General features: G+C 62.1%; 7 protein-coding genes. All 7 read right to left on the reverse strand.

Features of this window, described 5'->3' with window-relative positions:
* Positions 1–135: 135 nt before the first annotated feature.
* Positions 136–2466: a M23 family metallopeptidase gene (locus tag AC1DYW_RS08450; RefSeq protein ID WP_477225817.1), complete on the reverse strand. Its 2331-nt coding sequence runs from the start codon at positions 2464–2466 to the stop codon at positions 136–138.
* Positions 2463–2873: a DUF1036 domain-containing protein gene (locus tag AC1DYW_RS08455; RefSeq protein ID WP_167391941.1), complete on the reverse strand. Its 411-nt coding sequence runs from the start codon at positions 2871–2873 to the stop codon at positions 2463–2465. The genes AC1DYW_RS08450 and AC1DYW_RS08455 overlap by 4 nt, the downstream gene beginning before the upstream one ends.
* 108 nt (positions 2874–2981) lie before the next feature.
* Positions 2982–5537: a serine/threonine-protein kinase gene (locus tag AC1DYW_RS08460; RefSeq protein WP_477225818.1), complete on the reverse strand. Its 2556-nt coding sequence runs from the start codon at positions 5535–5537 to the stop codon at positions 2982–2984.
* A 5-nt stretch (positions 5538–5542) separates the two neighbouring features.
* A complete protein-coding gene (locus AC1DYW_RS08465; protein ID WP_095080748.1) occupies positions 5543–6316 on the reverse strand; it encodes a PP2C family protein-serine/threonine phosphatase in 774 nt (257 codons plus the stop codon).
* 130 nt (positions 6317–6446) lie between these two features.
* Positions 6447–10007 carry a type VI secretion system membrane subunit TssM gene (gene tssM, locus AC1DYW_RS08470; protein WP_477225819.1) on the reverse strand — a complete coding sequence of 1187 codons (3561 nt, stop codon included), beginning with the start codon at positions 10005–10007 and terminating at the stop codon, positions 6447–6449.
* A 22-nt stretch (positions 10008–10029) separates the two neighbouring features.
* A complete protein-coding gene (gene tssL / locus AC1DYW_RS08475; RefSeq protein WP_477225820.1) occupies positions 10030–11547 on the reverse strand; it encodes a type VI secretion system protein TssL, long form in 1518 nt (505 codons plus the stop codon).
* 333 nt (positions 11548–11880) lie between these two features.
* A complete protein-coding gene (gene tagH / locus AC1DYW_RS08480; protein ID WP_477225821.1) occupies positions 11881–12942 on the reverse strand; it encodes a type VI secretion system-associated FHA domain protein TagH in 1062 nt (353 codons plus the stop codon).
* Between the last annotated feature and the right edge of the window lie 217 nt (positions 12943–13159).

A 13159-nucleotide genomic window follows, 5' to 3' on the forward strand; every position in this document is an offset into this window, starting at 1 on the left:
TCGCCTGTGCCAAAAATGGCTCCTGGGCATATGTGATCTTGACCGCAGTCCTGGTTCACAAACGGCCCGAAAAAAATGTCCATGGTATCAATTGGCAGCACGAACACCTGAGCGGCTCGTGCCGCGCCGGCAGGTTCAAAGCGTATTCTGTGCCGAGCTTATGAGGGCCGTGATGGCCTGCTTGTATTTTTCGAACTCCGGCGATGTCTGGCGGATCTCCGTGGTCGTTGTCTGTGGGCCGGCGTCGGTGGCCACGCGGCTCAGCCTTTGGCCCATTTTCCTTTCGGCCCAGTCCACCACGTAACTGGCTGTCTTGCCGGTGAGGAACGGGTTGGCCTGGATGACGGCCGATCCGAGCACAGCGCTCAGCTGCGCCGAACCCGTCGCCGACAGCACCTGATGCGCGCCTTCCATGCCCAGGAAATGACAGAGATACAGCCGGCCGGCGGTGATCTGGTGACCGCGCGCCCGAAGATAGGCCTCGCCTTCGCGCGCCAGATTGCGCACCATCTCACGCGAGATCGTGGCGTCGTAGCGCAGAGCGAGCAGGTCGGCGGTCGACAGCGTGCGCGCCAGTTCCGGGCGGTAGGTATTCATCATCCTGATCCAGGTCTTGGTGATGAACTGGCCGGCGCCGGTCGCTGAAGAATTTGGATTCTTGGCGCGAGCGCTGCCACCACTTTCGACATGGACGATACGGTCGGTGAGCGTTTCGACGGCGGAATCGTCCGACGCAATCGCGGTAACCGTGCCCAGGGGATCGATGGCCTCGCCATTCTGGTAAAGTTCGAAATGCAGGTGAGGCCCGGTCGAGAGGCCGGTGGTACCGATGTAGCCAATGATGTCGCCGGCTTTCACCTTGGTGCCGACACCGGCCGCTATGGCAAATTTCTGCATATGCGCATAGCGCGTCTCGCGCCCGTTTCCATGCGAGATCTTCACCAGATTGCCATAGCTTCCGCCATCGCCCTGGAAGGTGATCTCGCCATCGAAGGCCGCTTCGATCGGCGTGCCGACGGGCGCCGCCCAGTCGACGCCCTTGTGGATGCGAACGGTCCCGAGGATTGGGTGTTTGCGTGGCCCGAAGGTGGAGGTCATGACCCCGTTGACTGGCGTGACCATGCCGTTGGTGACTGTCAGGGAACGAACCAGATCGTCACCCGTGACGCACGCAAACTGGCCGTCGCTCTGCCGGAAGACGAAACAGTCAAGGCTCTTTTCGGTGCCCTGGACGCCCACATACAGCACTCGCCCGGCACCTTCCTCCTTGCCGCGCGGCGTCTGCGAATAGATCAGCACAAGACGCTGGTCCTCGCTTGCAAAGGCGTCCAGGTCCTGTCCTCTCGAGAGATACATGATCGCTTCGCCGATCACCCCGGTCGGAACACTGTTGCGGGCTGCTGTCGAGTAGATCGCGTCAAGCAGACGGTACTGCCTTTTGTGCGTGCCTTCCGCCTGTGCGCCCGAATAGTTGAACAGATCCTCGCGGACCCAGGGATCGACGCCAGACACGAACGCGCCCGCGGCATTGCGCGTCAGCGTGCCGACAAACACGTTCTTGGCATAGATCGAAACCTGCATGAGGGACATCGTGGTCGTCTCGCGCGTCGGCCTGAAACCGCGCATGGCAACGACATAACCCGGTTCCAGACCGTCCCGGTTGAAAAGCGCCTTCAATGCCTCGCCTGCGAGCTTGGCATCGTCGGCCGAGAAATGTGCATCGAGCACAACGCTGTCCAGGCTGCGGTCGTTGAGGATCTTCACGAACGTGTCCTCGGTCGCCTCGAACCGCTGATACTCATTGGTGACGACTGCCACGCTGGTGTTGTTTTCGATCTGGGTCTTCTGGAATGCGGGAAGGGCGGCGTCGCCCGCATCGATCGTTTCACCCCAGCCGGCTTCGGGATCGTCGGCATCCACCTTCTGGTCCGAAGCTGGCGCGGGTTCCCCCGCCGCGGGCGATGGCTCAAGATCGTTCTGCAGATCGCCGGTTGGCGCGGCAGTGGTCTTTCGCTGCGCCTGGAAGAAGGCAAAATCCTCCTGCGTCGACGGTATCGTCGTCATGAATTTTTCGCTGGCGCTAAGCATGACGTCGGACAGGATTTCGATCTGGGGCGAAACGTCGGCTTGATCGAGTTCCGCCGGGCGCGGGATCACGCGACCCTTCGTTGCGGCGCCGGCATCGGGCGCGAGCGTGATCCACATCGGGTCCCCGGCCAGGTCGATAATGGCGGGCACGTAGACGGACGCATCGGCCGGCACATCGTCCACGCCTTCGACCGCGTGCAACTCCTCGTCTTCGTCGCCGAACGACCAATAGTCCGCGGTGAGATAGAAACCGCCGGCGATCGAAAGCAGGACAACCACTGCGAGGCCGGCCAGGAGCCTGCGCCAAAGCGTGCGCCTGCGAAGGGCAGCGCGCGCCTGCTTTTTCTGCCTGAAGCTCGTGTCGATATTGTGCGTCACGGATTGCTTCCAGTCAGGAAGAAGGTCCACCGCACCTGTTCAAGCGTGTCGACTTCGAGAAATTGCGCCGCTATGTGGCCGCGCTGCCAGCATTCGTCGATGCCGCGTATCGAGAAACGTCGTCGCTCGATGCACATTTCGGTCGATCCGGTGAGGATCGCATGGCCGAACACGTCCGTTGCATAGATGTAGATGTAGCGGTTCGTCAGTTCCTCGCGGATGACGTTCACGCATTGATTTGCGCCGATGGTCCACCAGCCGTCGGTCTGGTCCGCATTGTCGACCTTCTGGCCGACGGCGAGATTGACGACGTCGAGCGTCTGGTTGCAGACCGTGAATTCGGCGCGCGCCTCGCCGGAGGACAGCACGGCCAGCAGTGCGGCGCCTGACAAGACCGCAAGCCTCATGCGGCCCGTCAGGGCGAGCAGGGCGGGTCGAATCGGACCACGCTGCTTTATCGGCAGGTCGGCGGACGATTGCGGCAAACACGAGCGGGGTTCCATCGAGCGCCCATGCTATCCGCCGAGCCGGAAATACTTGGCCGTGGCTGAGAACTGAGATCCGTCGGTCTCGATTTCTTCGAGAATCTTGGGGAGCAGCACCGAGGCTGGTGTGGGCGTGGAGAACGCAGCCGCCCGAATATCCTTGGGGCCGGTGATCACCATTATGATCTGCGGCACCGCCTTTCCGGCGGCCTGGTCGGCGGCGCCGAGACCAATCGGGATTCTGAAGGTGACCTTGTCCGGTTTTACGACGACGCGCTCGTCGAGATTGAACACCATGCCTTTGTGATCGATCAGCAGCACGCTGGAAATGAGTCCGCCACGCGTCACCAGCGTGCCACTGATCGGCGTACCGTTCGGCACCGATGTCCGATCGAGAACAAGCTGCGGCTTGTCGGCCGCGGTCTGCCCCAGAAAGCGCAGAAAGTTGGTGACTTCGCATTGGCTTGGTTCAATGAGGCGGACGCTGATATCCGGCTCGACATGGAATCTTGCCTGGAAATCGCCAAGCATCCGCTCGAATGGCTGAACCTCCGTTCCAAATCCTTCGATCGCGGCCGCCTTGTCGGTTGCCGACGTCATGGTGGCATAGAAACAGTCGCCGCCGCCGAAGTCGCGAACCCAGGAGACTCGTTGCGCGATGTCATCGACGATCGGCGGAACCTCCGGCTTGGGCACGTTCAACCCGACGACAGGCTGGTCAGGCTGTTTGGCTACCGGTGGCGCAGGTTTTTGGCTCTCGGTGTTCGCGACATCCGGCTGGCTTGCCGTAGGCTTGGGCGCCGGCACTGTCGCCTCGGGTGCCTGCACGGTCGCCTCGGGTGCCGGCACGGTCACCTCGGGCGCCGGCACGGTCACCTCGGGCGCCGGCACGGTCACCTCAGGTGCCGGCACGGTCACCTTGGGCGCTGCCGGCTGGCTGATCTGTGGCTCGGGCTTTTGGCTCTCGACAACCTCTGGCAGGGCCGGCGGCGGCGTCGAGACCTTCTCGGCTGCTAGCGGGGCTGGAGCGGTCGAGACCGGCGGCGAAGCCGACGTTTGACTGTCGCTGGCCGTCGTATCGGGCTGGACTGCCGGCGACACCTTTTCGGGTGGCGGCTGCGCAGCCGTTGCGGATGGCTTCGGGGGTTCTTCGGTCTGCGAGGGGACTTCGGCGGGCTTGGCCGGCTGCGGCTTTTGGGCGACCGCAGCATCTTGCTGGTTTTCAGCCGGTGGTGCGCTGGCCTCTGGCTGTACGGGCGGAACTGGCTTTGCCGGCTCAGGGGCGTTCGCGGCATTGTCCGTGGGAGCCGGCTTTGACGTTTCTAGTGCAGGCTTTGATGGCTCTGGTGCCGAAAGCGATGGCTTGCTGGCCGTCGGCATCGCAGGCGTCATGAAGCCGCTGAGATACAGGCCCGCGCCGGAGGCGACAGCCAGCGTCGCCAAGGCAGCGAGCGCGATGGTTCGGGTCTTTGTGGATTTTCCAGGGACATTAGCCGTGACCGGACGTGGTGAGCCGGCGAGCGCCGGAGACCGGGGTTGGGACAAATGCGCGGGCCGCACATGCGGGACGAAGGGCTGCCCACCTGAACCTGTTGCCGTTTCGGTGTCGTGCCTCTCGACGTGGGATGGCCGGCCCTGGGTCTTGGTGTCGGGCGAGAGGGTTTCCCCGGTTCGCGGCAAAGCCGGCCGATCGCGGGGTGTGATCGAAGTCGGCGGCGTTGTCTCCTCACTGTCGTCACGGGTCATCCTGGCGATTTCCGCCATGCTGATCGGCCGGTCTTGCGGATCCGGTTGCAGCATGGCTTCGACGATGTCGCGAAAATCATCGTCGATGTCCGAGAGATCAGGCACGGTCCGACGCTTTTCGATGACCTCGAACTGCGACCCGCTCATGTCGATCGGCTTGCCGCGCAAGGCGGCCACCAGCACCAGTCCCAGGCTGTAGATGTCGGACTGCTCGCTGACGTCGCCGCTGTAGAGCCCGAGCTGTTCGGGTGAAACGTAGTTGTACTTTCCCGCGAATTTTCCGCCGATCAAGGTCTCGCCGCCCACGGTCGCCGATCGTGCGATACCGAAATCGATGATCTTTGCGCGGTCGACCCGGCCCCCCGGCAGGATGATGTTGTCAGGAGACAGGTCGCGGTGTATCGCGCCCGCCTGATGCACCGCGCTCAGACCGGACGCGAGGCGATGGCAGAGCTTGCGCACCTCTGCCGTCGGCATCGCGCCACGTCGCATGATGTCGAACAGCGACTCGCCGTCGACGAATTCCATCGCAAGGTAGGGACGGCCGATCCCGGGATCGATCGTGAAGACGTGATAGCGCACGACCGCATCATGCGACAGGCGATTGAGGATCAATGCCTCCTTGCGGAACAGGGAAAGGATCGTCTGGTCACGGGCGAACTCGGGCAGGACGATCTTGATCGCGACGTGGTCGCCGGTCTGGATGTTATGACCGCGGTAGACCTCCCCCATGCCACCGAAAGCGATCCGCTCATCAAGCTCGTAGATGCCGCTGAGTTGCGTGCCTACGGCGGTGTTCGCCATGCCCCCCGATATTCGCGTCTTGTCGTCGGCGCTCATCGGCCTCAACCCCCCGCTTTGTAGAGATCTGGACGTGGCGATTGCCCATCGCGCCCGTCGCCGATCTTCACAAGCACGATCGTCACATTGTCTGTGCCGCCACGCGCCAGCACCGTTTCCAACAGTTTTTCGCAGGCCGCCTGAGGTGTCGCGGACACGGTCGCCGCCTCGATCTCGGCGTCGGTGACATGCGCCGTCAGCCCATCGGTGTTCAGCACAAAAATGTCCCCCGGCATGATTTCGCCTTGCTGGAAATCGATGACGATCTCGTCGCTGACGCCGACCGCATGCGTGATGACATTGCGGCGCGGCCAAGTGCGTGCTTCGCTTTCGCTGATCATGCCTCTGTCCACGAGCTCCTGAACTTCGGTATGATCCTTCGAGATCTGCGAGATCGAGGCGTTGCGGATCAGATAGACGCGGCTGTCACCCGCCCACAGGCAGGCAAACCGCCCGTCCATCGCCAGCAGGGCGGCAACAGTCGAGCCAATGGTTATGCCGCGAGATTCGGATATCCCGCGGATCTCGGCATTGGCCCTGCTCAGCCTGTCCTCGAAGCGCGCCCGAAGATCAGGTGCGGAGCTGGCAATGCCGATCGTTGCCAGATGATCGACGATACTGGCCGAAGCGACCTCTCCCGCGTCATGTCCACCCATTCCGTCGGCTACCACCCAGAGACCAGTTTGTGGCTCGACCAGATAGTTGTCTTCATTGAGCTCACGGACACAGCCTTTGTGGCTTACCCCGAAGCTCTCAAAGGGAAGGGCGACAGTGTTCACTTTGCCACCAAGCGCTTCTCAAGCGTCCTCTGCGGCGCACTTTCAGGCGCTCGCTCGTGTTACTTTGCCACAGGCTCGAACATTAAAGTATCGAAAACTAAGGTCTCTGCGTGGTCTGCGGATCCCCATCTCAAAACGCTTTCGGACAGCTGAACCCGGAAAGCGCGGGGAGCAAGAAGGGGTTGGTGCCGGAGCCTGCCTGGATCGTATAGGTAACGTCGCGGCCGCCGATCACGAAGCGTGCCTGCATATTGCTGTCGCTGCCGATGACGGCAGCCTTGTCCAGAAGCCGCTTCAGCGCCCACGGCCCTTCGAACTTGATGGCGGATTCGCGGCCTGGCATTTCCGGCGTCAGGCTTAGACTGGCGGATGCGGACGATGTACCGATCGGCCAGGTCACGGTGCTTGGCGCGTTACCTGTCTGGTTGCTCTGGACGATCTGACCATCGACATCGAGTATCGCCGTATCGGCGTCGCCATGCAGCGAGAATGGGGTGAAGGTGACGCTGACCAAGGGCACTGAACCGCCCGATGGAAAGAAGGCGCTGCGGATGTCCGCCGCCAGCTGGAAGTCTTTCAGGGTCGATTTCGACAGGTCGCGTCCAAAGCGCGCATCCTGTTTCCAGCTCCAGTCCTGGCCGGTCATGTCGATCAGCGATGCGAGGTTTTGTGCGAAGAACCGGTCCATCAGCCCGCCCGGCGCGAAAAGTTTCGCGAAATCCGCCATGGCAACATCCTCGGTGCCGTCGCCGGCGAAGGGATACCGGCCGTTGATCGCCGCCTCACAGGGAGCCGTCACCGTCTGGTCGAGCATCTGGTTCAAGTTTGCCACCGAGGTTTCGGCGACGTTGCCTTCAAACTCATCCGCCGTTGCGTTGACCATCCGGCCAAGTTGCTTGGGCAGACGCGAGACATTGGCGCGAAGGGTGGCTATCTGCAGCTGCAGGTTCGTATTGACGCGCTCCGTCTGCGAAGGAACTTCGGCCGCCAGTTGCAGGCTCTGATAGATATCGCTGAAGTTCTGGGTCAAGGCATCGATTGGGCGGTGTCCAGCAGGGCCGTTCACCAAGACCTGGAAGGGTCTGAACTGCGCTTCAATGTTCGCACCTGGATTCGGGTTCTGTGTGTCGGCCGCCCTTGTGCCGGCGCGACTTTGCGATTTGCCGGTCGCGATTTGTATGCCGATGCGGGCCAGACCCTTGCCCAGATCTGCGGCGTGCCCCGGCTGGTTTTGGGCCGTACCTGCTTCTTCGGCGCCAGGACCGTTGCCGTCACCAGGGTCTCGCGTCAGCGCTGTTTCGTTGGCGATCGCCGCAAAGAGCTGGTTTATCGGCGAGGTCGGGGAGGCAGCGGCAGAAAGCGCGATGTAGTGCGGCTTGTCCGTCAGCATCGCCTTGAACTTCAACTGGTCGAGGACGCTGTTCCACGCGGCTGCGAACTCCTTCCCGTAGCGATCGAGAAGTTCGGGGCCGAGCTTGAGCAACTGCTGATCGATGTCGCCTTGCTCACCGCCTCCGCCGAGAACCCATTGCTCGTCGACAAGCATCTGCGCAATGCGCGAAAGTTGCGGGAGATAGAAGGTGTGGAAGCCGGCATAGGTGTAGATACCGGGAACACGAAGGCCTGACAGATCGCTGCCGTTGATGCGCTCGAACAGCACTTGCGCTTCCGGGCCGCCTTTCAGGGAAACAGAAAAGTCGTCCAGTGCTGCCGCGTATATCGCTGACCGGATCAATGCGGACGCTCGATCGGCAAGGCTCATGCGCCCGAGAGAACGTTGGGCGGCTTCGACAAGCGGCTGGTTGAGTTCGAAAACCGGATCATAGGCGTCGTCCAATGCCAGCATGGCGCGCAGGTGCTTTTCGAGTTGCTCCCGTCCTGCTCGGTTGTTTTCGCCTGGATATCGGTTCTGCTCCCAATCCTGCTTCATCCAGGAAACGATCAACGCGTCATCGACCTTGGGCGCTTTGCCACCAAGCATCAGATAGATTTTCAACGGTTCGTAGAGCGCGACGGGATCAGCCATTTTGGCCTGGATCGTCCGCTCAGCCTGGATCAGCAGGCGCGATCGGAACATTCGTTCCAGCCCTTGCCGATAAGCCGTTTTGGATGCCGAAAGAAGTCTCTCCCGCTGACTGAGGCCGAACGTCTCCTCGATCGGAGTCGGTAGGTCACCGGTTTCGAACCCGGCCGGCAGATCGCGCAACTGGTCGAGCGGCCCGATGACGTTTTCGAGGTCGACATCAGTGACCGTCGTGCTTTCGAGCAGGGGGGCCGCCGTCTGGCGGTACTGGCCCATGGCCAGACTTGTGGAGGCGATCAGCGACCGGTTGGCCGCGACGCTCAGCCCGAGCGTACCCAGTGCAGCAGCAGCGACCAAAGCTATTGCGCCGAGGCCGCCAAATCTGGCGATCGCTGCGCGCCTTGCAGCCGCTTTGTCGTACGAAACCCATCCGGATTCGGCAAAAATGACGTTCGTCAGCAGATCATGCAGAAAGAAGCTTTTGCCGGTTCCGGAAAGGTGAGGGCGGGAGTTGCTGCCGAAATCGCGGCCGATTGCGCCCAGCACCTGATCGATCGGCGTTCCCTCTTGCGTGCCTGACGAAAAATAGAGTCCACGCAGGCTGACATTCACCTGGCTGCGCGCCGGATCGAACAGGCCGGCGACAAAACTGGTAATTCGCCTCCGCAGCGCGCCGAACTGCGCCGGAAAGCCAAAGATGGAGATGCGCGTGAGCGGATCGGCCTCGTCCTGGAGGCGGTCGGCCATCTCGTCTGCCAGTCGGTTTGCCAGCACGTCGAATTCGGCAGGTGCCTCGGCGGCCATGTTCCTGTCGCGCTCCGCCGTCTGGAACGTCGCGCCCCACACTTTTCGCCTGCGCGGTTCGTCGAAATCGCCGAAGTAATCCATGAACCCGGAAACAAGATCGGCCTTGGTGAAAAGCAGGTAGACTGGAAACTGGATTTTCAGCGTCTCGTGGATTTCCCTCAGGCGGCTGCGTATCTCGACGATGTGGGCGTCGAGCTGCTGATCGTCGAAGCTCATAAGATCGGCAAGGCTGATGGCCAGGATGACGCCGTTTATCGGTTGTCTGGTGCGGTATTTCTTGAGCAGCGACAAAAAGGCGAGCCAGCTCTTCCTGTCGCTCTCGGCATGGGAGTCCTGCGTCGTGTAGCGTCCGGCGGTGTCGATCAGCACGGCCTGGTCGGTAAACCACCAGTCGCAGGAGCGTGTTCCGCCAACGCCAGCCACCGGCTGGGCGTCCCCCGAACCGGCAAGCGGAAAGTTCAGACCCGAATTGACCAGGGCCGTTGTCTTGCCGGCACCCGGCGGGCCTATGACGACGTACCACGGGATCTCATAGAGGAAGTTGCGCTTGCCGCTCGACCGTTTGAGCGCCGCCACGGCCTCATTCATGCGAGCTTCCAGCACCCGCGAATCGTCATCGCGGTCATCATTGTGAGCGACGACGGTCTCGAGTGCCTTTTGCGCCTTTCTCGCTTGCCAGAAGCGCAGTCCGTAGAACAGCGCCGGCGCCGCCACGATCACGCCAATGATGGTTGCGCGCAGCCAGGCGGGCCCCAGTGGCCGGGTATCTGCGAAGCGGATCAATGGCCCACCAAACCACACTGCCGCCGCGAAGCCGGCCAGCGCGATAACGCTGAACATCCGCAGCAGCCAACGCGTCATGGGCGCTTCCAACAGGCCGTGCTCACAATGTTTCCTCCCTGGGGATCATCACATCGACACGGCGGTTCTTGGCGCGGCCTTCCGGCGTCGCATTGTCGGCGATCGGTTCGTCCTCGCCTTTGCCATCGACCGTCAGTCGCGAGGGATCGCTGAATTTCGGTGCCATCATCGTTTCGACAGCCTTGGCCCGGGCGACGGAAAGGTCGAAGTTGGATTTGAACGGGCTCGACTTTCGCGGTTTCACATTGTCCGTGTGGCCGACGATCCGGATTTGCCCGGGCTCGGGCTGCAGCGCCGTGGCGATGTCGGCGGCAATGGGCTGGAACTCCGGCTTCGCCTCGGCCCTGCCGGACTGGAACAGCAGGACATTGTTGATTTCCAGCACGATGAAGTTGCCCTTCGTGCCGATGGTCAGCCCGCCGCCTTCGACTTCCTTGGCCAGTGCTGAACGAATGCGATCAATCTGCGCGGTGGCTGCAGGTGGGGTGGCTTTCACCGGCTCGGCCAACGGCGCCACGCTGGCGCGCTCGATGGCGACTGGTGTCGACGGGTTGAGTGCCAGCAATTCACCGGCGGTGGCGTCGCCCTCATTGGTGATGAAGACCCGCAATGCAAAAAACGCCGCTGTCAGCAGCGCCGTCGCCGCTGCTGCAACGACCCAGAGCGGCAGGCGGGACGACGGCTGCGCCATGGTCGCCGCCAGGCCCTGCCAGCGCGGCGAGATGTCCTCGCCTGCACGCGCCCTGAAATAGCGAAGCGTCTCGTAGACGTCGCGTCGAACGCGTTCGAGATTGTTGTCTTCGCGCCTCACGCCTCGGTACTGGCCCTCGAAACCCAGCGACAGGCAGGCATGCATCAGTTCGAGCAGATCGTAGTGCGTCTCGGGATTGGCCAGTATCGTGTTCAGGGCTTCGTAGAAGCCTGTGCCGGTGATCTCGGTGTGAAAGAACTGCCGCAGCATGGCGTTTTGCGCCCAGTCGTCGCTCTTGGGCCAAGGCAGGTTGCCGATGAGATCGTCGGCGGTTTCGCACAGAGCAAATTTCGCGATCCGAGCATCCTCTTCGGGAACGCCGGTCTTCTCCATCGTTCGGTCGAATTTTTCGATCGCGTCGGCGACATGTTGCGCCAGTGGCTCCGCTTGTCTTTCCACGGGCATCAGCCTGAGCTGCCCGAACAGCATCAGCAAAGGTGCCGCCGCCGCGAGAATGGGGTTTGCCGCGGCGTATTTGACCGTGTCCGCGGCGTCGAACAGGATCGCCTGCTCGACCGCCCGGGCCGGCGCGGCGGCGGAAGAGGCAGCACCGGCCGCGGCGCCCAAAGCCGCACCTTGATAAATCACGGTTCCGGATGCCCAGCCCGGCGGTGTATGCCGCCCGACACCAGGATCGAACACCGTTGAATCCTTGACCGGAGAGGGTTGGCCTTGGCCTCCGTCAGCGGCAGGTAGCTCGGGAACTGGTGGCGATTTTTTCTCGCGCCGTGGACTTGCGCGAATGACGGTCTTGCCCGCCAGGCCGAAGGGGTCGTCCTTCGAGCTCATCGCCGACCGTCCGTGCAGGCGGTGTGGCCGCGATCGGGCGAGATGGGCGCAAAACGGTTGCTGGTCGGGGAATGGAAATACGACCCCCGCCGGCTGTGGCAGTGTCCGGAGGACGATTGACTGGAAAACGCTATCCCGCCGTCACATGACATTTGCCGCAGACCCCCAGCTCAATGAGTCTTACCCGCTTGGCGAACTGTCGTACGTGATCGTAATCTCAGAAATCGTCGATTGGAACCGGATGCCGGGCGTCGAAGGGACTTTTCTTCGCCGACTGCTGTACCATGCGTTACTTGGCCATCCGTTTCCTGGCCACGCGTTTCTTGGGATCGCCTATTTTTGCTTGTCGGCTTTGGCGTACGCCTCGCTGAAATAGGCCAGGAATATGTCCAGCATGCCGTTTTCGTGTGCTTCCTCCATGGTCCGCCATGTCGCGACATAGGCGTCCCAGGCCTGGCTCTTCTTCGACGTAAACGACGTAGGCGGGAGTTTCCTGCTGATCGCCTCGGGCGACAGGTCGTCAAGCAGGCGGGAGAGCGCGGTTTGCATGGCTGCATAGGTGGCAAATTCGTGCGTCTTGAGATCGTGGAATGCATCCTCGATGCTGCGCCTGGCATCAAGATAGCCGGCCCTGCGACGGGCGAACATGATTTCCAGGATGTCGTCGGTCCCCGGAACGAACTTCAGCGGATTGTTGTCCGCGGCGCTGATCATCGTTCGTTGTGTGCTCTTGGCCAACGTTTTCGCGGCCGCGCGGGCTTTCAGCAGCAAGGTCAGTTCTTCGACCACCGCCCGCAGGACCGCGCCGATTTCGGCGGCAACTTCATGCGGGTCGCGCAATTGAAGCAGTTCCGGCGAAATGCCGGCTCCGATAGCGATCTCCCGCAGCACCTCGTCCCTGGTCGAGGGCAGCGGTGTCGGGGTCGACGAGGACGCCGACACTGGAATGCGCTGCCCGGACCGTTGCTGTGCAGGCTCGAAGAAAGCCCCGCCTCCGAATTCCAGCGGCCGGCCCGTCGCGACCGGCATTTCTCGCGGCGTCGAATTTTGGTTGGCTTGGGGATAGCCTGCCGTGGCGCGCTCCTCGTCGATCGACACGACGATGACATAACGGCCGATCAGCATCCTGTCGCCATGGCCCAGCCGATGCGGGCCGGTCATGCGCTGGCTCGATCCGTTGATGAAGGTCCCATTGCGCGAGACATCGTGCAGCCAGAACGCTCCTGCCTCGTACAGAACCTCGCAGTGACGGCCCGAGATGAACTTGTCGGGATCCGGCAAGGTCCAGTCACAAGCATCGCGTCCGATTTCGAAGCCGCGATCGCGCGCTGCGTAGCCGGTCGGGATGCCGGCGGGCAGGGCGTCGACATTGCTGATTTGCAGACTGATGTACATCCAGGATCGCCGCGGATCGTTGATCGATACTGCACCATTCTAGCAGTTTGCGCGTAGAACAGCACAGCCGCGTTCCGAGCCGTTGATTCGACAAGGCAAGTTTCAAGCGCCACCGGCCCTCTTTGGTCCGCAGGGCAACATGTGGTAGGCTCCAGATGGCCTGGTGCGGCGGGTCGAAAAAGTTCCTGAACACAATGCGGGAACTTCAATCCTTCGC

The organism is Mesorhizobium sp. P2_D5 (assembly GCF_056404355.1).

Coding starts and splice junctions, on each gene's coding strand:
- AC1DYW_RS08455 (WP_167391941.1), bottom strand. CDS start 2,873: ATGAGGCTTGCGGTCTTGTCAGGCGCCGCACTGCTGGCCGTGCTGTCC.
- AC1DYW_RS08460 (WP_477225818.1), bottom strand. CDS start 5,537: ATGAGCGCCGACGACAAGACGCGAATATCGGGGGGCATGGCGAACACC.
- tssM (WP_477225819.1), bottom strand. CDS start 10,007: ATGACGCGTTGGCTGCTGCGGATGTTCAGCGTTATCGCGCTGGCCGGC.
- tssL (WP_477225820.1), bottom strand. CDS start 11,547: ATGAGCTCGAAGGACGACCCCTTCGGCCTGGCGGGCAAGACCGTCATT.
- tagH (WP_477225821.1), bottom strand. CDS start 12,942: ATGTACATCAGTCTGCAAATCAGCAATGTCGACGCCCTGCCCGCCGGC.